This window comes from Sphingomonas tabacisoli (genome assembly GCF_042678385.1).
Taxonomy (GTDB): Bacteria; Pseudomonadota; Alphaproteobacteria; order Sphingomonadales; family Sphingomonadaceae; genus Sphingomonas_B; species Sphingomonas_B tabacisoli.
Genome location: NZ_JBHUDY010000002.1, coordinates 176,476 through 197,675 on the forward strand (window position 1 = coordinate 176,476; position 21,200 = coordinate 197,675).

Below are 21,200 nucleotides of genomic sequence, written 5' to 3' on the forward strand. Positions count from 1 at the left end.
GTCCAACGATTTTTCGGGTCTGGACTTTTTGCACCTGTCCCCCTTTGACACGCCGGACAGGCGCTCCTATATGGCGCGCTTCACCACAGTTTTCGGGAAATGGCTCGCAATGGCGCGGCGTGCCGAACGAATGGAAGACTGTCGGTTGCCCTGGACGCTTGGAGCTGCGGTTCTCGACATGAGGACTCGCGGCTTTTTGTGTCCGGTCCGCGTCCCGATTTCAACGGCGAGGCACTAAACTCTCATGGCGACAAAGGCAGTTCCGGCGCAGGCTGGCCGCGCGTCCCGGCGCATCCGCAAGGTCTTCGGCAACATCCACGAAGTGGTGCAGATGCCGAACCTGATCGAGGTCCAGCGCGAAAGCTACGAACAGTTCCTCCGCTCGGACCCGTCGATCGGCTATGTCTCGGGCCTGGAAAAGACGCTGCGCAGCGTGTTCCCGATCCGCGATTTCGCCGGCACCGCCGAGCTCGACTTCGTGCATTACGAGCTGGAGCCGCCGAAGTACGACGTCGAGGAATGCCGTCAGCGCGGCATCACTTTCGCCGCGCCGATGCGCGTCACGCTCCGCCTGATCGTGTTCGAGGTCGATCCCGATACGGAATCGCGCTCCGTGCTCGATATCAAGGAGCAGGACGTCTACATGGGCGACATGCCGCTCATGACCGAGAACGGCACCTTCTTCATCAACGGTACCGAGCGCGTCATCGTCTCGCAGATGCACCGTTCGCCGGGTGTGCTGTTCGACCATGACCGCGGCAAGACCCATGCCTCGGGCAAGTATCTCTTCGCCGCCCGCGTGATCCCGTACCGCGGCTCGTGGCTCGATTTCGAGTTCGACGCGAAGGACATCGTAAACGTCCGCATCGACCGCAAGCGCAAGCTGCCGGTCACCTCGCTGCTGCTCGCCCTCGGCCTGAATGGCGAGGAAATCCTGCATCACTTCTACAACACCGTGTCCTGGCAGCGCGGCGAAGGCGGCTGGAAGGTCCCGTTCGTCGTCGAGAATTGGCGCGGCCAGAAGCCGATGTTCGACGTCGTCAACGCCGACACCGGCGAAGTCGTGTTCCCGGCCGGCCAGAAAGTCACGCCGCGCGCCGCCAACAAGGCCGGCAAGGACGGCCTCGAGACGCTGCTGATCCCGACCGAGGAAATCTACGGCCGCTATTCGGCGCTCGATCTCATCAATGAGGCGACCGGCGAAATCTATATCGAGGCCGGCGATGAAGTCTCGGCGGAAAATCTCGAGAAGCTGGACAAGGCCGGGCTCGACCGCGTCGAGCTGCTCGACATCGATCACGTCAACACCGGCCCCTGGATCCGCAACACTCTGAAGGCCGACAAGGCCGAGGATCGCGACCAGGCGCTCAGCGACATCTACCGCGTCATGCGCCCCGGCGAGCCGCCGACGCGCGAGACTGCGGAAGCGCTGTTTGCCGGCCTGTTCTTCGATCCGGAGCGCTACGACCTGTCGGCCGTCGGCCGCGTCAAGCTCAACATGCGCCTGGGCCTCGATGCCGAGGATACGATCACCACGCTCCGCACCGAGGACATCCTCGCGGTCGTGAAGGAGCTCGTGAACCTCAAGGACGGCAAGGGCGAGATCGACGACATCGACAATCTCGGCAACCGCCGCGTCCGTTCGGTCGGCGAGCTGCTCGAGAACCAGTATCGCGTCGGTCTGCTCCGCATGGAGCGCGCCGTGAAGGAGCGCATGAGCTCGGTCGACGTCTCGACCGTCATGCCGAACGACCTGATCAACGCGAAGCCCGCGGTTGCCGCGGTGCGCGAGTTCTTTGGCTCGTCGCAGCTCTCGCAGTTCATGGACCAGACCAACCCGCTTTCCGAAGTGACGCACAAGCGCCGCGTCTCGGCGCTCGGGCCGGGCGGCCTCACCCGCGAGCGCGCGGGCTTCGAGGTTCGCGACGTCCATCCGACGCACTATGGCCGCATCTGCCCGATCGAGACGCCGGAAGGCCCGAACATCGGTCTGATCAACTCGCTGGCGAGTTTCTCGCGCGTCAACAAGTACGGCTTCATCGAAACGCCATACCGTCGCATCGTCGACGGCAAGGTGACGGACGAGGTCGTCTATCTGTCAGCGATGGAAGAAGCGAAGCACACGATCGCGCAGGCGAACGCCGAGCTGGATGAGGAAGGCCGCTTCACCGAGGAACTGGTCTCGTCGCGTCAGGCGGGCGAGTTCCTGATGGCGATCCCCGACACCATCACCCTGATGGACGTGTCGCCGAAGCAGCTCGTGTCGGTCGCTGCCTCGCTCATTCCCTTCCTGGAAAACGACGACGCCAACCGCGCGCTGATGGGTTCGAACATGCAGCGCCAGGCGGTGCCGCTGGTTCAGGCCGAAGCGCCGTTCGTCGGCACCGGCATGGAAGAGACCGTCGCGCGCGATTCCGGCGCGGCGATCGCTGCCCGCCGCTCGGGCATCGTCGATCAGGTGGACGCGACCCGCATCGTCGTCCGCGCGACCGGCGAGGTCGAGGCCGGCCAGTCGGGCGTCGACATCTACCGGCTGATGAAGTTCGAGCGTTCCAACCAGTCGACCTGCATCAATCAGCGTCCGCTGGTGAAGGTGGGCGACACGGTCAGCGCCGGCGACATCATCGCCGATGGTCCGTCGACCGAGTTCGGCGAGCTGGCGCTGGGCCGCAACGCGCTCGTCGCGTTCATGCCCTGGAACGGCTACAACTACGAAGACTCGATCCTGATCTCCGAGCGCATCGTGAAGGACGATGTGTTCACGTCGATCCATATCGACGAGTTCGAGGTCATGGCCCGCGACACCAAGCTTGGGCCCGAGGACATCACCCGCGACATCCCGAACGTCGGCGAGGAAGCGCTGCGCAACCTCGACGAGGCGGGCATCGTGTACATCGGCGCCGAGGTCGAGCCGGGCGACATCCTGGTCGGCAAGATCACGCCGAAGGGCGAAAGCCCGATGACGCCGGAGGAAAAGCTGCTCCGGGCCATCTTCGGCGAAAAGGCGTCCGACGTGCGCGACACCTCGCTGCGCCTGCCGCCGGGCGTGTCCGGCACGATCGTCGACGTGCGCGTGTTCAACCGCCACGGCATCGACAAGGACGAGCGCGCGATGGCGATCGAACGCGAGGAGATCGAGCGCCTGAAGAAGGACTCGGACGACGAGCGCGGCATCCTCAATCGCGCCACCTGGAGCCGCCTGCGCGAAATGCTGGTCGGCCAAGTGGCGACGGCTGCGCCCAAGGGCATCAAGAAGGGCTCCGAGATCGACGCCGATCTGCTGGAGTCCGTCGAGAAGCACGAATGGTGGAAGTTCGCCGTCCAGGACGACAAGGTCCAGGCCGATCTGGAAGCCGTGAAGGGCCAGTATGACGAGGCCGTCAAGCTGATCAACGAGAAGTTCGAGGATCGGCGCGAGAAGCTGGAGCGGGGCGACGAGCTGCCGCCGGGCGTGCTCAAGATGGTCAAGGTCTTCGTCGCGGTGAAGCGCAAGCTGCAGCCGGGCGACAAGATGGCCGGCCGTCACGGCAACAAGGGCGTGATCTCGCGCATCCTGCCTATCGAGGACATGCCGTTCCTCGAAGACGGCACGCATGTGGACATCGTGCTCAACCCGCTCGGCGTGCCGTCGCGTATGAACGTCGGCCAGATCTTCGAAACGCATCTGGGCTGGGCCGCGCGCGGTCTCGGCCGCCAGATTACCGAAGCGTTGGAATCCTGGCGTGAGGCGAACCCGGACGGCAAGGGCGGCCAGGCGCCGCAGGCAGTTCGCGACCGTCTGACCGCGGTCTATGGCGAAACCTATGCCGACGAGATCGCGTCGCGGTCCGACGAGGACATCGTCGAAATGGCCGGCCTGCTGAAGAACGGCGTGCCGATGGCGACGCCGGTGTTCGACGGCGCCCGCGAGGCGGACGTGTCGCGGATGCTGGAGCTGGCGGGCTACGACACGTCGGGCCAGTCGACGCTGTTCGACGGCCGCACCGGCGAGGCGTTCGACCGCAAGGTGACCGTGGGCTACATCTACATGCTGAAGCTCCACCACCTGGTCGACGACAAGATCCACGCGCGTTCGATCGGGCCGTACAGCCTCGTCACCCAGCAGCCGCTGGGCGGCAAGGCGCAGTTCGGCGGCCAGCGCTTCGGCGAGATGGAAGTGTGGGCGCTCCAGGCATATGGCGCCGCCTACACGCTCCAGGAAATGCTGACGGTGAAGTCCGACGACGTGGTCGGCCGCACCAAGGTCTATGAAGCGATCGTCAAGGGCGACGACACGTTCGAGGCCGGCATTCCGGAGAGCTTCAACGTGCTCGTCAAAGAAATGCGCTCGCTGGGTCTGAACGTCGAACTCGCCGCCCATGGCGACGAGGAAGACGGCGACGATCTCGCCGAGGCCGCGGAGTAAAATGACGCAAGCCCCTCTCCTTCAGGGGAGGGGTTGGGGGTGGGGGAGTTCGGGACAGCTCCTCCGCCTGCGAACCAGATGACAGCCCCACCCCAACCCCTCCCCTAAAGGAGAGGGGCTAGTGAGGACCGAATATGAACGAGATGACCCCCTTCGCCAATCCGCTCGCCAAGCCGGAGACGTTCGATCAGATCCAGATCGGCATCGCGTCGCCGGAGCGGATCCGTTCCTGGTCGTTCGGCGAGATCAAGAAGCCGGAGACGATCAACTACCGCACGTTCAAGCCCGAGCGTGACGGCCTGTTCTGCGCGCGCATCTTCGGTCCGATCAAGGACTACGAATGCTTGTGCGGCAAGTACAAGCGCATGAAGTACAAGGGCATCGTCTGCGAAAAGTGCGGCGTCGAGGTCACCGTCTCGAAGGTCCGGCGCGAGCGGATGGGCCATATCGAGCTGGCCGCCCCGGTTGCGCACATCTGGTTCCTGAAGTCGCTGCCGTCGCGCATCGGCCTGCTGCTCGACATGCAGCTCAAGCAGCTCGAGCGCATCCTGTATTTCGAAGCCTATGTCGTGATCGAGCCGGGCCTGACCCCGCTCGAGCGCTACCAGCTCCTGACTGAGGACGAGCTCCTCGCCGCGCAGGACGAATATGGCGAGGACGCCTTCTCCGCCGGCATCGGCGCGGAAGCGGTCCGCATCATGCTCGAAAGCCTTGATCTCGAAGGCGAGAAGAAGGCGCTGCTGGAAGAGCTCGCCGTCACCAAGTCGGAGCTGAAGCCCAAGAAGATCATCAAGCGGCTGAAGGTCGTCGAGAGCTTCCTCGATTCCGGCAACCGTCCGGAATGGATGATCCTGAACGTCGTGCCGGTCATCCCGCCCGAGCTGCGCCCGCTGGTGCCGCTGGACGGCGGCCGCTTCGCGACCTCGGACCTGAACGACCTGTATCGCCGCGTCATCAACCGCAACAACCGTCTGAAGCGGCTGATGGAGCTGCGCGCGCCGGACATCATCGTCCGCAACGAAAAGCGCATGCTGCAGGAAGCGGTCGACGCGCTGTTCGACAACGGCCGCCGCGGCCGCACGATCACCGGCGCCAACAAGCGGCCGCTGAAGTCGCTGTCCGACATGCTCAAGGGCAAGCAGGGCCGCTTCCGTCAGAACCTGCTCGGCAAGCGCGTCGACTATTCGGGCCGTTCGGTCATCGTGACCGGGCCGGAGCTGAAGCTGCACCAGTGCGGCCTTCCGAAGAAGATGGCCTTGGAGCTGTTCAAGCCGTTCATCTACGCCCGCCTCGACGCCAAGGGTCTCTCCATGACTCTCAAGCAGGCGAAGAAGTGGGTCGAGAAGGAGCGCAAGGAAGTTTGGGACATCCTGGATGAAGTCATCCGCGAGCACCCGGTCCTTCTGAACCGCGCGCCGACGCTCCACCGTCTCGGCATCCAGGCGTTCGAGCCGGTGCTGATCGAAGGCAAGGCGATCCAGCTTCACCCGCTGGTCTGCGCCGCGTTCAACGCCGACTTCGACGGCGACCAGATGGCCGTGCACGTTCCGCTGAGCCTCGAGGCCCAGCTCGAAGCGCGCGTGCTGATGATGTCGACCAACAACATCCTCAGCCCCGCGAACGGCAAGCCGATCATCGTGCCGTCGCAGGACATGGTGCTCGGTCTCTATTACCTGTCGATGGAGCGCGAAGGCGAGCCGGGCGAGGGCATGCTCCTCTCCGACATGGCCGAAGTGCACCAGGCGCTCGATTCGGGCGCGGTCACGCTCCACGCCAAGGTGACCAGCCGCGTCCCGCAGACGGACGAGCAGGGCAACACCTATATGAAGCGGGTGGAAACCACGCCGGGCCGCATGTTGCTCGGCGAGACGCTGCCCAAGTCGCACAAGGTGCCGTTCGAAACCGTCAACCGCCTGCTGACCAAGAAGGAGATCGGCGACGTCATCGACGTGGTCTATCGCCACACCGGCCAGAAGGAGACGGTGCTGTTCGCCGACGCGATCATGGCGCTCGGCTTCCGTCACGCGTTCAAGGCCGGCATCTCGTTCGGCAAGGACGACATGATCATCCCGGCTTCGAAGGAAGGGATGGTCGAGGAGACGCGCGCGCTCGTGAAGGATTACGAGCAGCAGTATCAGGACGGCCTGATCACCCAGCAGGAGAAGTACAACAAGGTGATCGACGCCTGGTCGCGCTGCGGCGATCAGGTCGCCAATGCAATGATGGACGAGATCAAGGCGACGCCGAAGGACAAGTCCGGCCGCCTCGCCCCGATCAATTCGATCTACATGATGGCTCACTCCGGCGCCCGCGGTTCGCAGGCCCAGATGAAGCAGCTCGCCGGCATGCGCGGCCTGATGGCCAAGCCGTCGGGCGAGATCATCGAGACGCCGATCATCTCGAACTTCAAGGAAGGCCTGACCGTCCTTGAATATTTCAACTCGACTCACGGCGCCCGCAAGGGTCTCGCCGACACCGCGCTCAAGACGGCGAACTCGGGCTACTTGACCCGCCGTCTCGTCGACGTTTCGCAGGATTGCGTCGTCGTCGAAGAGGATTGCGGCACCGAACGGGCGCTCGAGATGAAGGCGATCGTCCAGGGCGGCGCCACCATCGCGTCGCTTGCGGAGCGCGTGCTCGGCCGCACCACCGCGGAAGACATCGTCGATTCGAAGACCAACGAAGTGCTGGTTGCCGAGGGGACGTTGCTCGACGAAGCGATGGTCGCGCGGATCGAAGAGATCGGCATCCAGTCGGTGCGCATCCGTTCGCCGCTGATCTGCGAATCGAAGGGCGGCGTCTGCGGCGCCTGCTACGGGCGCGATCTCGCCCGCGGTACGCCGGTCAATATCGGCGAAGCGGTCGGCGTCATCGCGGCGCAGTCGATCGGCGAGCCGGGCACCCAGCTCACGATGCGGACCTTCCACATCGGCGGCGCGGCGCAGCTCAACGAGCAGTCGAACCTCGAAGCGGTCAGCGACGGCCGCGTCGAGTTCCGCGACCTGCCGACGATCCAGGACAGCCGCGGCCGTCGCATCGCCTTGGCACGCAACGGCGAGATCGCGATCGTCGACATGGACGGCCGCGAGCGGGCCACGCACCGTATCCCGTACGGCGCGCACTTGCTGATCGCGGACGGCCACATCGTGACCAAGGGCGAGCGGATCGCGGAATGGGATCCGTTCACCATGCCGATCATCACCGAAAAGGCCGGCGTGGTGAAGTTCCAGGATCTGATCGAGGGCAAGACGCTCACCGAGCAGACCGACGAAGCGACCGGCATCGCCCAGCGCGTCGTGACCGAATATCGTGCGACCACCCGTTCGAAGGAGGATCTGCGTCCGCGCATCACCCTCCTCGACGAAGGGTCGGGCGAAGCCGGCCGCTATATGCTGGCGCCGGGCGCGATGCTCTCGGTCGAGGACGGTCAGACGGTGCAGGCGGGCGACGTGCTCGCTCGTGTGTCCCGCGAAGCCGCCAAGACTCGCGACATCACCGGCGGTCTGCCGCGCGTCGCCGAGCTGTTCGAGGCGCGGAAGCCCAAGGAAAACGCGATCATCGCGAAGGTCTCGGGCCGCGTCGTGTTCGGCAAGGACTATAAGGCCAAGCGCAAGATCGGCATCCAGCCGGAGGACGGCGGCGAGGTCGTGGAGTATCTGGTGCCGAAGTCGAAGGTGATCGACGTTCAGGAAGGCGACTACGTCAAGCGCGGCGACAACCTGATCGGCGGCAGCCCGGACCCGCACGACATTCTGGAAGTGCTCGGCATCGAGCCGCTTGCCGAATATCTCGTGTCGGAAATCCAGGAAGTCTATCGACTCCAGGGCGTGAAGATCAACGACAAGCACATCGAGACGATCGTTCGTCAGATGCTGCAAAAGGTTGAGATCACCGATGGCGGCGACACCACGCTTCTGGTCGGCGAACAGCTCGACCGCGAGGAGATGGACGAGACCAATGCGAAGCTTCAGCCGGGCCAGCGTCCGGCGGAAGGCAAGCCGGTCCTCCTGGGCATCACCAAGGCGTCGCTGCAGACCCGCAGCTTCATTTCGGCCGCGTCCTTCCAGGAAACGACCCGGGTGCTCACCGAAGCCGCGGTGCAGGGCAAGACCGACACGCTCACGGGCTTGAAGGAGAACGTGATCGTCGGCCGCCTGATCCCGGCGGGCACCGGCGCAGGCATGAACCGGCTCCGCGTTGCCGCCTCCAGCCGCGACGCCGCGCTCCGCGCTGCCCAGCGGACCTGGCAGGCATCTTTGATCGCGCCGAACAGCGCTGCCGAAGAGCATGCCGCCGAGCTGCGCCGTCCGGTCGAGGACGACAGCGGCGACGATCCGCTCGCGGTAGCTGTGGTCTCGGGCGACGGCAGCGACGAAGCCGCCGGCGACTACCTCGAGTCCTAAGACGCGAGGCCAAGGACAAGACAAAGGGGGTCCAGCGGAAACGCTGGGGCTCTTTTTGTTGCGGGCAAGCCGGAACGGCAGGCAGCTCGATCCGTTCTCCGCGGACTATTTCCCGCGGAGACCGCCCATGCCTTATGTCGAATCGCGCGACGGAACGAAGCTGCACGTCAAGGACATGGGATCGGGCGAGCCTGTCGTTCTGATCCACGGCTGGCCGCTTACCGGCGACATGTTCGAATATCAGACGCTCGCGCTGCTGGAGGCGGGGCACCGCGTGATCACCTATGACCGGCGCGGCTTCGGCCAGTCGGGCCACCCGGCGACCGGCTATGATTACGATACCTTCGCAGACGACCTGGCCGCGGTGATCGACGGCTGCGGCGCGGGGCGCGTCAGCCTGGTCGGCTTCTCGATGGGCGGCGGCGAGATCGCGCGCTACCTGTCGCGCCACGGCGCCGCCAAGGTCGCGCGCGCGGCACTCATTGCCTCCGTCGCCGGCTATCTGCTGAAGACCGACGACAATCCGGACGGCGTCGACCCCGATCAGTTCGAATGGATGAAAGACCAGATCCGCAAGGATCGCTTCGCCTTCCTCCAGACCTTTGCCAAGCAATTCTACGGCGTCGGCTGGGTTTCGAGCCCCGTCAGCGAGGCGCTGCTCGACTGGACTTTCGCGCTGGCGATCATGGCCAGCCCCAAGGCGACGATCGATTGCATCGACGCGTTCGGGCGCACCGATTTCCGGCCCGATCTCGCCAGCTTCGCCGGCGTGCCGACGCTGATCATCCACGGCACCGGCGACAAGACCGTTCCGATCGAGCCCAGCGCCCACACCGCCGCCCGCGGCATCCCGCACGCGACGTTGCTGGAATATGACGGCGAGCCGCACGGCCTGTTCGCAACCGCGCCCGATCGCCTCAAACGCGATCTGCTGTCGTTCCTCGGAAGCGAAAGCGGATCGGCGATGGGGTGGGATCAGGCCAGCCAGACAGAGCCGACCTGATGCTTTGATGCGGTGGCCAAGCGTCGTTTCGTCGAACCGATCACCCTGATCGACGCCTCGCCATTGTCGGTTAACCCCTGCGCACCTATGTTCGGTCGGTTCCCCCGAGAGATTCGACCGCGATGAACGACAAGAAGGACCCGAACGCCACCAATCCCTGGATGAAGAGCCTGTTGATCTGGCTCGGCGTTGTGCTGGCGTTGGTGCTGTTCGTCTCGATGTTCGACTCGAAGACCCGGACCGTCGGCGGCGAGGGCATCGCCTATTCCGAGTTCCTGCAGCGCGTCGATGACGGCCAGGTCAAGGACGTCGCGATCGCCGACAATATCATCAGCGGCACCTATACGAACGATTCGACCTTCCGCACCCAGGCGCCGGACGATCCTCGCCTGATCGACCGGCTGATCGCCAAGAACGTGAAGTTCTCCGCGAAGCCGAAGGAAGAGCCGAGCTTCTGGATGATCCTGCTCTACCAGTCGCTGCCGTTCCTGCTGATCCTGGGCGTCGCGTTTTTCGTGATCCGCCAGATGCAGAAGAACGCCGGCTCGGGCGCGATGGGCTTTGGCAAGTCCAAGGCCAAGATGCTGACCGAAAAGCACGGCAAGGTGACGTTCGACGACGTCGCAGGCATCGACGAGGCGCGGGAAGAGTTGCAGGAGATTGTCGATTTCCTGAAAGACCCGACGAAGTTTGCTCGCCTCGGCGGCAAGATTCCAAAGGGCGCGCTGCTCGTCGGCTCGCCCGGTACCGGCAAGACCTTGCTCGCCCGCGCCATCGCGGGTGAGGCGGGCGTGCCCTTCTTCACCATTTCCGGCTCCGACTTCGTCGAAATGTTCGTCGGCGTCGGTGCCAGCCGCGTGCGCGACATGTTCGAGCAGGCCAAGAAGAACGCGCCCTGCATCGTCTTCATCGACGAGATCGACGCCGTCGGCCGCCATCGCGGCGCCGGCCTCGGCAACGGCAATGACGAGCGCGAGCAGACGCTGAACCAGCTTCTCGTCGAGATGGATGGCTTCGAGGCGAACGAAGGCATCATCATCATCGCCGCGACCAACCGTCCGGACGTGCTCGACCCGGCGCTGCTGCGCCCGGGCCGCTTCGACCGTCAGGTCGTGGTGCCGCGCCCGGACATCGAGGGCCGCGAGAAGATTCTTGCGGTTCACATGAAGAAGGTGCCGCTGGCGCCCGACGTCGACAGCCGCACCATCGCGCGCGGCACGCCGGGCTTCTCGGGCGCCGACCTTGCCAACCTCGTCAACGAAGCCGCGCTGCTCGCCGCCCGCAAGGGCAAGCGCCTGGTCGCGATGAAGGAGTTCGAGGAAGCCAAGGACAAGGTCATGATGGGCGCCGAAAGGAAGTCCATGGTGATGACCGAGGACGAGAAGAAGGCGACCGCCTATCACGAGGCCGGCCATGCTCTCGTCTCGCTCCATGTCCCCGGCTGCGATCCGCTGCACAAGGTGACGATCATCCCGCGCGGCCGTGCGCTGGGCGTGACCTGGAACCTGCCGGAGCGCGACCGCTATTCGATGTCGATGAAGCAGATGAAGGCGCGCCTCGCGCTTTGCTTCGGCGGCCGCATCGCGGAGCAGCTGATCTACGGCAAGGACGAGCTCAACACCGGCGCATCGAACGACATCCAGCAGGCGACCGACATGGCCCGCGCGATGGTGATGGAATACGGTATGAGCGAAAAGCTCGGCTGGCTCCGCTACCGCGACAATCAGGACGAGGTGTTCCTCGGCCACTCAGTCGCGCGCTCGCAGACCGTGTCCGAAGAAACCGCGCGCCTGATCGATCAGGAAGTCCGCCGGATCATCGAGGAAGCCGAAGGCACCGCGCGCCAGGTGCTCACCGACAATCTCGACGAGCTCCACCGCCTCGCCGAAAACCTGCTCGAATACGAGACGCTGACCGGCGAAGAAGCCAAGAAAGCGATCAAGGGCGAGGATATCGGCCGCGAGGACCAGAAGGGCCGCACAGTGCCGCTGATCGCCGGCGGCAGCTCGATCCCGAAGACCAAGCCGCGCAAGCCCGGCCCCTTCGGCGACCCCGCCCCGCAAGGCGCTTAAGTCTAAGCAGAATCACCAAGGCGGCGCCGGAGCAATCCGGCGCCGTTTTGTTTGCGTGCGGGGCGCTTAGTGGTCAGAGCATCGATATGCCCGCTGGACTGACCTATCTTCTTCTCGCCTTGATCGGCGGCGTCGCGATGGCGGTGCAAGCGCCAACCAACGCGATGCTGGCGCGTGCTTCGGGTTCGCCGGTGCTGGCGGCGTTGATCTCCTTCGCGGTCGGCACGGTGGCGCTGATCGTGCTGCTGATGGTGACGGGCGCGCCGAGGGGATTGTCCGCCACGCGTGGGCTTCCTTGGTACGCCTGGGCGGGCGGTCTCTACGGGGCGTTTTTCGTCGCGGTGGCGGCGTTTGCCGCGCCGCGGATCGGCGTTGGCGCGTTGCTGACCGCCGCCGTGGCGGGGCAGCTCGCAGCAGCTCTCATCCTCGATCATTTCGGACTACTGGGCATCGAGCCGCGGCCCGCGACGGTCACGCGAATGCTCGGCCTGTTGCTGGTGTTTGCCGGCGCCCTTCTGGTCCGCCGCGGCTGACGCCCTAATTCAGACGAACTGCACCGCCGCTTCGATCGCATCGTAGATGCGGTCGAGATCGTCCTCGCCGGTGCAATAGGGCGGCATCACATAGATCGTGTTGCCGAGTGGGCGGAGCAGCAGGTCGCGGTCGCGGAAGAAGGCGAGCAGGCGCGGCCCGAGATCGGACAGATAGGCGCTGTCGGGCGCGCCCAGCTCCATCGCCGTGATCGTGCCGAGGCGGCGCCGATTCAGGATCGCTGGATGGCCGGAGAGGCGGTTCAGACGGTCCTGCTGACGCGCTGCGAGCGTGGCGATCCGTTCGGCGACGGGCTCGTCCCGCCATACCTCAAGATTGGCGAGCGCAGCGGAGCAGGCGATCGGGTTCGCGGTGTAGCTGGACGAATGGAAGAACATCTTCGCCCGGTCGGTCGAGCGGTGCGCTTCGAAGATCGGCGCGGTGGCGACGGTGACCGCCAGCGGCACCGCACCCCCGGTCAGTCCTTTCGACAGACACAGGATGTCGGGCACGACGCCGGCCTGCTCGCAGGCAAGCAAAGTGCCGGTGCGGCCCCATCCGGTCATCACTTCGTCGGCGATGAACAGCACCTCGTGGTGCGCGCAAATCGCTCGCATCTGCGCAAGCACCGTTGGTGCATAGATGCGCATGCCGCCCGCGCCGAGGATCAGCGGCTCGACGATCAGCGCGGCGAGATCGCCGCCGCGACAAAGCCGCTCCAGAGCGTCCAGCGTCGTCTGTTCGCGGCCCTCGTCCGGAAACGGCAGCGTGTCGACGTCGAACAGCAAAGGCGCATAGCTGCGGTTGAAGGCGCCGCGCGCGCCCACCGACATGCCGCCGATCGTGTCGCCGTGATAGCTCGACTCCATCACCGCGATGCGGTGCCTGGGCCTGCCGGTATTGGCCCAATAGCCAAGCGCCATTTTCAGCGCGACTTCGACGCTGGTCGATCCGCTGTCCGAATAAAAGACATAGGCGAGCGGATCGGGGAGCATCGCGATCAGCTCCTCGGCGAGTTGTTCCGCCGGCTCGTGCGTCCAGCCGGCGAAAATGATCTGGTCGAGCCGCTGGGTCGCCTCCGCGATCGCCGTCATGATCCGGGGATGGCGATGGCCGTGCGTCGTCACCCACCAGGAGGAAATCGCGTCGACAACGCGCCGGCCATCTTCGGTCCACAGCGCGGTACCCTCGGCGCGCACGACCTTCGGCACCGGCTCGCCCAGGCCATGCTGCGTGAAGGGGCGCCAGACAGGAGAGGTCATGCGAGGAAATCTTCGACGCGGAAGCTGGCGGCGAACGCCGTGCGCAGCGTTTCGGGCGTGAGCGGACCGAGCCGCGGAAGTCGGCCGAGCCGACGCACCTGGCCGATCTGCGCGATCGTCGCCTCGCTGTCTTCATTGGCATCGCCGACGAACGCGACGCCGATCAACGGCACGCCGCGCGCGCGCAGGGCCTCGATCGTGAGCAGGCTGTGGTTGATTGTGCCGAGCGCCGTGCGGGCAACGATCACGACAGGCGCGTTCCAGGCCGCGAACACATCAGCGTAGAGCAGTGTGCGCGTCAGCGGGACGAGCGCGCCGCCCGCGCCCTCGATCACCAGCGGCCGGTCGCACGCTGGCGGGTTCAGGCGCTTGGGCTCGATCTCCACGCCGTCGATCTCCGCCGCCCGGTGCGGCGAGCAAGGCGTGGCGAGGCGATAGGCTTCGGGCAGCAGCCGGTCCGCCCCAATGCTGGCAAGCGCCGCCACCATATCGCGATCGCTGCGCGGATCGAGGCCGGCTTGCACCGGCTTCCAATAATATCCGTCGATCGCCGCCGTCAGCGCGGCCGCGAACACGGTTTTCCCGACATCCGTGTCGGTCCCGGTGACGACGATTTGCCTTGTCATGCGAGCGCCCGTTCCAGCGCCTTGTCCAGCCCGTCAATATCGGCCGTCGTGACGTTCAGCGTCAGCGCGATCCGCAATCGCGACGTGCCCGGCGCGACGGTCGGCGGCCGGATGCCGCGAACATCATAGCCGGCCGCCTGCAGCCGCCAGGCAATCGCCATCGTCCGCGCGTCATTGCCCAGCACCAGAGGGAGGATCTGCGACCCCGTCGCCACCGCGCCATGCCGCGCCAACCGCCTTTCCGCATGGGTGCAAAGCGCGCGAAGCTCGGCGCGGCGATCGTCAGAGGCCGCCACTAGTCCTATGGCCGCGCGCGCGGCCGCCGCCATCAGGGGCGACGGCGCCGTCGAGAAGATGAAGCCCCGCGCCCGATTGACCAGGAAGTCGCGCAGCACTGCCGCGCAGCAGATCAGCGCCCCTTCGCAGCCCAGCGCCTTGCCGAGGGTGCGCAGCACGATCACGTTCTCGCGGCCCTGCAGCGCCGCCGCCAAACCGCGTCCCCGAGGCCCGAACACGCCCGTCGCATGCGCCTCGTCGATGACCAGAAATGCCTCATGCCGCGCGGCGATGTCCGCTAGCGCGTCCAGCGGCGCTTGATCGCCGTCCATGCTGTAGAGACTCTCGACGACGATCCACGGCCGCCTGCGCCGGCCTTCGCCGCGCCAGCGCACGATCGCGTCCTCGAATGCACCGGCATCGTTATGCGGCACCTCGGTCCGCCCGCACCGTGCCAGCCGCATGCCTTCGTGCGCGCTGGCATGGACCAGCGCGTCGTAGAAGATGTGATCCTCGCGCTGAGGCAGCGTCGACAGCAAGGCCGAGTTCGCAACATAGCCGCTCGATAGGAACAGCGCCGCCTCGCTGCCGTAAAAGGCGGCAGCCTCCCGCTCCAGTGCTTCGTGCTCTGGATCGTTGCCGCGCAGCAGCCGCGAGCCGCCCGACCCGATCGACACGCCGCGGGTCAGCGCGGCGCTCACGGCCTCGCGCATCGCCGGCGCATGGGCCATCGCCAGATAGTCGTTGGATGAAAAGTCGACGCCGCCCCGCGGCTGCAGCGCGCGGCGGCGATGCTCGCTCGCCAGAATCTCGAGATGGTCGGAATACCGCGACAACATGCGCGGCCGCCTTATGTTGCGATCGTCGCCTGTCCAGCCTCATCGGCCTGTTGGCGCTTCAAGTCCGGCTTTATGCCCATTGCCGACCTTGCACGCCTCGCCCATGCTCCCGCCGATAGTTCGAGGAGCCACAATGGAATCGATCGGGCCCGACCTTCGCCAGATGATCCGCACGCCGCTGGCTCCGGAGCACGTCGAGGCGCTCCGTGCGGTGGGCAAGATCGTCACTTTCCCCGCCGGCACCTATGTCGCGCAGCCCGGCGATCCGGCCGATCACCTCTATTATGTCGAGGAAGGCGAGATCGAGGTCGTCAATCCGTTCACCGGCGAGCGGCACGTGCCGTCCACGATCGGCCCGACCCAGTTCATGGGCGAGATTTCGCTGCTCGACGGCGGCGTCTGGTCGCTGCCGATGCGAGCGGCGAAGGACACGCGCACGATCGCGGTGCCGCGCGAGGCGCTGCTGGAGTTGATGTCCGACATTCCGGAAATGTCCGACATCATCATCACGGTCCTCTCCGCGCGGCGGCGGCGCCAGCTCGACGATCGCGAAGGCAGCCTCCGCCTAATCGGCATGGAGGAAGACCGCGACGTCCGCCGCATCGCCGAGTTCGCCAGTCGCAACCGGATTCCCTTCACCTCCGCCGCGCTCGGCAGCCCGGAAGCGGAAGAACTGGCTCGAACTTGCGGCGTGCCGCCCGACCAGCCTGCCGTCATCTTCGCGAGCGAGCCAGTGCCGGACCCGACGCCCGAAAAAATCGCGCGCCGCCTAGGCCTCTGTCGCGACCTGCACGACGGCGCCGCATTCGACGTGCTGATCGTCGGCGGCGGCCCGGCGGGAGTCGCGGCCGGGGTCTATGCTGGCGCCGAAGGGCTGCGCGCGCTGGTCGTCGAAGACCTTGCTGTCGGCGGCCAGGCGGGCACGTCCAGCCGCATCGAAAATTACATGGGCTTCCCGACCGGCATTTCGGGCGCCGATCTGGTCTGGCGCGGCGAAGTGCAGGCGTTGAAGTTCGGCACGCGCTTCGCGCTACCCCACCGCGTCGAGCATCTCGAAAAGCTGCCGGACGGCGGCTTCTGCGCCAGGCTCGATCACGGCCACAGCATCCGCGCCTCCGCCGTCGTGGTCGCGACCGGCGTCCAGTACCGCCGCCTGCCGCTCCCCCGCCTCGCCGATTTCGAAGGCGCCGGCGTCTATTATGCCGCGACCGAGATGGAAGCGCGCGTCTGCAAGGGCACCGAAGTGGTGATCGTCGGCGGCGGCAATTCGGCGGGGCAGGCGGCGATGTATCTCAGCCGCGCCGCCCGCGCCGTCCGCCTGCTCGTGCGTGGCAAGTCGCTCGCCGCGTCGATGTCGCACTACCTCACCCGACGGCTGGAGGCCGACCCGGCAATCACGATCGAATATGGAGCGGAAGTCTGCGCGCTGCACGGCGAAGACAAGCTGGAGGCGATCTCGGTCCGGGAGGTCGCGACCGGCGAGGAGCGCCGGCTGGACACCTGCGCGCTGTTCATCATGGCCGGCGCTGCACCCAACACCGGCTGGCTGGACGGGCTGGTCGCGCTCGATCCGTGCGGCTTCGTGCTGACCGGCGCCGCCGCGGGCGCGGACACGCCCTATGCGACCTCCCACCCCGGTATCTTCGCGGTCGGCGACGTCCGTGCGAACTCGGTCAAGCGCGTCGCGTCGGCCGTCGGCGAAGGCTCGGTCGTGGTCTCGCGCGTGTGGCGCTACATCAACTCGGAAGGCGAGGAGGAAGCAAAGGCATGACGCATCAAGGCGAATGTTTCTGCGGCGCGGTCCGCATCGAAGCGGAAGGCGAGCCCGAGGCGATGGGCTATTGCCATTGCGCCTCGTGCCGCTCCTGGTCGGGCGGTCCGGTCAATGCGTTCAGCCTGTGGAAGCCCGAGGCGGTGCGCGTGACGCAAGGTGCCGAACATGTCGCGACGTTCGCCAAGACGCCGCTCAGCGAACGCCAATATTGCGCGAAGTGCGGCGGCCATCTGATGACCAACCATCCGCCGCTTGGGCTGGTCGACGTTTTCGCCGCGACCCTACCCGATCTCGCGTTCGCACCTGCAGTGCACGTCAACTATGCGGAGACCGTCCTCCCCATGCGCGACGGCCTGCCCAAGCTCCGGGATTTTCCGGCCGAATTCGGAGGCTCCGGAGAGGTCGTTCCGGAATAACATACTTTAATTCTGCCGGAATCGGTTCGTCGATGCGGCGAACGGAAGCGTAACGGCGGGAACTAAGTCACTGTTTCGGCGCTTTTACGGCTTGCCAGCCGATGAACGAGTGAAGGCGCCGCGGTCCTCGCGGGCGCCGGGGTGCGGTCTGGCGACCGAAGGAGCGCTATGAAATCTGGATCTTCCCGTCGCCGCGAGCGTCAGGCTTTCTCCGGCGGATCTTCCGTTAAGCCCACCCTTCTGTGCTTTTCGCACCTGCGATGGAATTTCGTGTTCCAGCGCCCGCAGCATTTGATGAGCCGCTTCGCGCGCGATTACCGCGTCATCGTCTGGGAAGAACCGATCTTCGACGCCGCCGGGGAGCCGAGCCTCGATCTTTCGATCTGCGCCAAGAGTGGCGTGACGGTCGCGGTGCCGCATCTCAACCCGAACGAAGGCTCGCTGCACGAAAAGCAGCTCCGCCGCCTGGTCGACGAGTTGCTTGCTGGCCGCGCCGGGCCGCTGGTGCGCTGGTATTACACCCCGATGATGCTGCCCTTCTCGCGGCATCTCGACGCCGATTGCACCGTCTATGACTGCATGGACGAGCTGGCGAACTTCAAGTTCGCGCCGCCCGAGCTGCTGCCGCTCGAGCAGGAGCTGATGGGCGCGGCCGATCTCGTCTTTACCGGCGGCTACAGCCTCTACGAAGCGAAGCGCGAGCGTCACCTGAACGTCCACGCCTTCCCCTCGAGCGTCGACGTCAAGCATTTCGGCCAAGCCCGCGCCGCGCAGGCCGATCCGACCGACCAGGCGAGCCTGCCGCATCCGCGCTTCGGCTTTTACGGTGTCATCGACGAACGCATGGACCTGGAGCTGCTGTCGGCCGTCGCTGCGCAGCGCCCCGACTGGACGTTCGTGATGATCGGGCCGGTCGTGAAGATCAGCCCCGAGGATTTGCCCACCCAGCCGAACATCGCCTGGCTCGGCGGCAAGGATTATTCGGAGCTTCCGGCCTATCTCTCGGGCTGGGACGTCGCGATGATGCCGTTCGCGATCAACGAGGCGACCAGGTTCATCTCGCCGACCAAGACGCCCGAATATCTGGCCGCCGGCCGTCCGGTCGTGTCGACGCCGATCAAGGACGTGATCCGCCATTACGGCGAGCTCGACGCCGTCCAGATCGCCAACAACCCGGCCGATTTCGTCGCCGCCTGCGAAAAGGCGCTGGCGCTGCCACAGCAGAATCGCGAGTGGCTGCGCCCGGTCGATGCCCTGCTCTCGACCATGTCGTGGGACGAGACCGCCGCGCAGATGCAGGCGCTGATCGCGGAGGCCGCGGCCGAGCGCCGCGCCGTCCAGCCCGCGACCTCGTTCAAGCCGCATTACGACGTGCTCGTCGTCGGCGCCGGTTTCGCCGGCTCGGTGATGGCCGAGCGGCTCGCCAACGATGCCGGCAAGAAAGTGCTGGTGGTCGACAGGCGTCCGCACATCGGCGGCAATGCCTATGACCTGCCGAACGAGGACGGCATTCTCTACCACCTCTACGGGCCCCACATCTTCCACACCAACTCGGAAGAGATTTTCGCCTATCTGTCGCGCTTCACCAAGTGGCGGCCCTATGAGCACCGCGTGCTGGCCGACGTGCGCGACATGCTGGTGCCGATGCCGATCAACCGAACGACGCTGAACATGCTCTACGGCGCCAACCTGCAGACCGAAGACGAGGCCGAGAAATTCCTCGAAAGCCGCGCCGAACCGGTCGACGAAATCAAGACCTCGGCCGACGTGGTCGTGTCGAAGGTCGGGACCGAGCTCTACAAGCTCTTCTTCCAGGGCTATACCCGCAAGCAATGGGGCATGGACCCGTCGGAGCTCGACAAGTCGGTCACCAGCCGCGTGCCGACCCGCACAAACACCGACGACCGCTATTTCACTGACACCTTCCAGGCGATGCCGCTCGACGGCTTCACCCGGATGTTCGAGAACATGCTCGATCATCCCAACATCGATCTGCGCCTCGGCGTCGAGTGGGAGGATGTCCGCCGGGAAGTGACCTACGACAAGCTGGTCTTCACGGGCCCGATCGACGAATATTTCGGCTATCGGCACGGCAAGCTGCCGTACCGCTCGCTCCGCTTCCGCCACGAGACGATCGACCAGGAAGTCTTTCAGCCGGTCGCGGTGGTGAACTACCCGTCGGAGGATGTGCCCTATACCCGGATCACCGAGTATAAATATCTGACCGGCCAGTTGGCGCCGAAGACCAGCATCACCTACGAATATCCGTCGGCGGAGGGGGACCCCTATTACCCGATCCCGCGGCCGGAAAATCAGGCGCTGTACAAGCGCTACGAGGCGATGGCGCTGGCCGAGCCTGACGTGCTGTTCGTCGGCCGGCTCGCCACCTACCGCTATTACAATATGGACCAGGTGGTCGGCCAGGCGCTCGCAACCTATCGCCGCTTCAAGGCCGCGGAGGAAGAGCGGCAGGATGCGCTGGAAAGTGCTGCGCTCCGGGCCAGCGCGGAAGGGCGGCCGGCGCTTTTTGCGCGCTCGGGCGTTACTCGCTCCGGACCCACGGAGGCGACAGCCACCCCAGCGGAGTAAGGCACATGGCAGAGGATCGGCCGCGCGTTCTCGTCACCGGCGGATCGTCGGGTATCGGCTTCGAGCTGGCCCGGCAGTTCGCCGAGGCCGGGCATGACGTGCTCATCGCGGCGCAGGATGTCGACAAGCTGGAGCAGGCCGCGGAGTTGATCCGCGAGCGTGCGCCTGAGGTAGAGATCGACACCGTCGCGGCCGACCTCGCCACCGAACAGGGCGTGTTCGAACTGCACCGCGCGGCCGGCCGGATCGACATTCTCTGTGCGAACGCCGGCGTCGGCTCGGGCGGCGGCGACTTCACCGAGACCGATCTCCAGAAGGAACTGGAGCTCATCGACCTCAATGTGCGCGGTCAGGTGCATCTCGCCAAGCTCGTCGTGAAGGACATGGCCGAGCGTGGCGAAGGGCGCATCCTGTTCACTTCCTCAATCGCCGGCATCATGCCCGGCCCGTTCGAGGCAGTGTACGCCGCCTCCAAGGCGTTCGTCCGCTCCTTCGGCGAAGGCCTGCGCAACGAGCTTGCGCCCAAGGGCATCGGGGTCACGGTGCTGATGCCGGGGCCTACCGAGACCGACTTCTTCCACCGCGCCGGGATGGACAACACGCCTGCCGGACAGATGGAAAAAGACGACCCGGAACTCGTCGCCCGCCAGGCAATCGACGCGCTGATGGCCGACAAGCACGCGGTCATCGGCGGCGGCCTCAAGAACAAGCTGGAGACGAGCGCGATCAGGCTCTTCCCCGATCCGGTGAAGGCGCAGGCGCACCGCTCGCAGACCCAGCCGGTCGATTACGAAGGCGAAGGCAAGGGTGGCCTCGGCCCCGCCGCCATCGGCGGCCTATTCTTCGTCGGCGCACTCGCCGCTGCCGGCACAGCCGTCTGGCTCCAGAACCGGCAGGAGGAAGCCGACGGGCGAGACCGCCGGCGCCCCGAGGCCAAGGCCGATTTCGAGGTCGCCGGCCAAAGCCAAAGCTGACCTGCGCTTCGACGCACTTTCGCGATAGCC

At 65.8% G+C, this 21,200-nt stretch carries 12 protein-coding genes; 9 read left to right on the forward strand and 3 right to left on the reverse strand.

Going from position 1 to position 21,200, the window contains the following annotated elements; all coding sequences use genetic code 11:
* Positions 1-244: 244 nt before the first annotated feature.
* The 5 genes from rpoB to ACFSCW_RS14085 all read left to right on the forward strand — a co-directional run bounded on the left by rpoB (position 245) and on the right by ACFSCW_RS14085 (position 12,416).
* Positions 245-4,405, forward strand: coding sequence for a DNA-directed RNA polymerase subunit beta (rpoB, locus tag ACFSCW_RS14065; RefSeq protein ID WP_380890496.1), 4,161 nt, complete (start codon positions 245-247; stop codon positions 4,403-4,405).
* 134 nt (positions 4,406-4,539) lie between these two features.
* A complete protein-coding gene (gene rpoC / locus ACFSCW_RS14070) occupies positions 4,540-8,808 on the forward strand; it encodes a DNA-directed RNA polymerase subunit beta' (protein ID WP_380890498.1) in 4,269 nt (1,422 codons plus the stop codon).
* Between the two features lie 127 nt (positions 8,809-8,935).
* On the forward strand, positions 8,936-9,811 hold the full coding sequence (locus ACFSCW_RS14075; protein ID WP_380890499.1) for an alpha/beta fold hydrolase: 876 nt from the start codon (positions 8,936-8,938) through the stop codon (positions 9,809-9,811).
* 122 nt (positions 9,812-9,933) lie between these two features.
* Positions 9,934-11,883 carry an ATP-dependent zinc metalloprotease FtsH gene (gene ftsH / locus ACFSCW_RS14080; RefSeq protein WP_380890501.1) on the forward strand — a complete coding sequence of 650 codons (1,950 nt, stop codon included), beginning with the start codon at positions 9,934-9,936 and terminating at the stop codon, positions 11,881-11,883.
* An 86-nt stretch (positions 11,884-11,969) separates the two neighbouring features.
* Positions 11,970-12,416: a DMT family transporter gene (locus ACFSCW_RS14085; RefSeq protein ID WP_380890504.1), complete on the forward strand. Its 447-nt coding sequence runs from the start codon at positions 11,970-11,972 to the stop codon at positions 12,414-12,416.
* 9 nt (positions 12,417-12,425) lie between these two features.
* Here ACFSCW_RS14085 and ACFSCW_RS14090 read toward each other — a convergent pair whose 3' ends face one another.
* Genes ACFSCW_RS14090 through ACFSCW_RS14100 form a run of 3 tightly spaced genes read right to left on the reverse strand, consistent with a single transcriptional unit; the run spans position 12,426 to position 15,417 of the window.
* The gene (locus tag ACFSCW_RS14090) at positions 12,426-13,676 is read right to left on the reverse strand and encodes an adenosylmethionine--8-amino-7-oxononanoate transaminase (RefSeq protein WP_380890507.1); all 1,251 of its coding nucleotides are present in this window, start codon (positions 13,674-13,676) and stop codon (positions 12,426-12,428) included.
* The gene (gene bioD, locus ACFSCW_RS14095; RefSeq protein ID WP_380890510.1) at positions 13,673-14,302 is read right to left on the reverse strand and encodes a dethiobiotin synthase; all 630 of its coding nucleotides are present in this window, start codon (positions 14,300-14,302) and stop codon (positions 13,673-13,675) included. Before bioD ends, ACFSCW_RS14090 begins: the two co-directional genes overlap by 4 nt.
* A complete protein-coding gene (locus tag ACFSCW_RS14100; RefSeq protein ID WP_380890512.1) occupies positions 14,299-15,417 on the reverse strand; it encodes an 8-amino-7-oxononanoate synthase in 1,119 nt (372 codons plus the stop codon). The genes bioD and ACFSCW_RS14100 overlap by 4 nt, the downstream gene beginning before the upstream one ends.
* A 133-nt stretch (positions 15,418-15,550) precedes the next feature.
* Here ACFSCW_RS14100 and ACFSCW_RS14105 point away from each other — a divergent pair, with 133 nt between their 5' ends.
* From ACFSCW_RS14105 to ACFSCW_RS14120, 4 genes are all read left to right on the forward strand, one after another.
* A complete protein-coding gene (locus ACFSCW_RS14105; protein WP_380890514.1) occupies positions 15,551-17,188 on the forward strand; it encodes an FAD-dependent oxidoreductase in 1,638 nt (545 codons plus the stop codon).
* On the forward strand, positions 17,185-17,607 hold the full coding sequence (locus ACFSCW_RS14110; RefSeq protein WP_380890516.1) for a GFA family protein: 423 nt from the start codon (positions 17,185-17,187) through the stop codon (positions 17,605-17,607). Before ACFSCW_RS14105 ends, ACFSCW_RS14110 begins: the two co-directional genes overlap by 4 nt.
* Positions 17,608-17,901: 294 nt before the next feature.
* Positions 17,902-20,196, forward strand: a complete 2,295-nt coding sequence (glf, locus tag ACFSCW_RS14115; RefSeq protein ID WP_380890517.1) for a UDP-galactopyranose mutase — start codon at positions 17,902-17,904, stop codon at positions 20,194-20,196.
* Between the two features lie 5 nt (positions 20,197-20,201).
* Positions 20,202-21,170 (forward strand): SDR family NAD(P)-dependent oxidoreductase, encoded by a 969-nt coding sequence (locus ACFSCW_RS14120; RefSeq protein ID WP_380890520.1) that lies wholly within the window; start codon positions 20,202-20,204, stop codon positions 21,168-21,170.
* Positions 21,171-21,200: the final 30 nt, after the last annotated feature.

Excerpts from the sequence above, each read along its gene's own strand:
- glf (WP_380890517.1), top strand. The coding sequence starts at position 17,902 with ATGAGCCGCTTCGCGCGCGATTACCGCGTCATCGTCTGGGAAGAACCG.
- ACFSCW_RS14085 (WP_380890504.1), top strand. The coding sequence starts at position 11,970 with ATGCCCGCTGGACTGACCTATCTTCTTCTCGCCTTGATCGGCGGCGTC.
- ACFSCW_RS14120 (WP_380890520.1), top strand. The coding sequence starts at position 20,202 with ATGGCAGAGGATCGGCCGCGCGTTCTCGTCACCGGCGGATCGTCGGGT.
- rpoB (WP_380890496.1), top strand. The coding sequence starts at position 245 with ATGGCGACAAAGGCAGTTCCGGCGCAGGCTGGCCGCGCGTCCCGGCGC.
- ACFSCW_RS14110 (WP_380890516.1), top strand. The coding sequence starts at position 17,185 with ATGACGCATCAAGGCGAATGTTTCTGCGGCGCGGTCCGCATCGAAGCG.
- ACFSCW_RS14075 (WP_380890499.1), top strand. The coding sequence starts at position 8,936 with ATGCCTTATGTCGAATCGCGCGACGGAACGAAGCTGCACGTCAAGGAC.
- ftsH (WP_380890501.1), top strand. The coding sequence starts at position 9,934 with ATGAACGACAAGAAGGACCCGAACGCCACCAATCCCTGGATGAAGAGC.
- ACFSCW_RS14105 (WP_380890514.1), top strand. The coding sequence starts at position 15,551 with ATGGAATCGATCGGGCCCGACCTTCGCCAGATGATCCGCACGCCGCTG.
- ACFSCW_RS14090 (WP_380890507.1), bottom strand. The coding sequence starts at position 13,676 with ATGACCTCTCCTGTCTGGCGCCCCTTCACGCAGCATGGCCTGGGCGAG.
- bioD (WP_380890510.1), bottom strand. The coding sequence starts at position 14,302 with ATGACAAGGCAAATCGTCGTCACCGGGACCGACACGGATGTCGGGAAA.
- ACFSCW_RS14100 (WP_380890512.1), bottom strand. The coding sequence starts at position 15,417 with ATGTTGTCGCGGTATTCCGACCATCTCGAGATTCTGGCGAGCGAGCAT.
- rpoC (WP_380890498.1), top strand. The coding sequence starts at position 4,540 with ATGAACGAGATGACCCCCTTCGCCAATCCGCTCGCCAAGCCGGAGACG.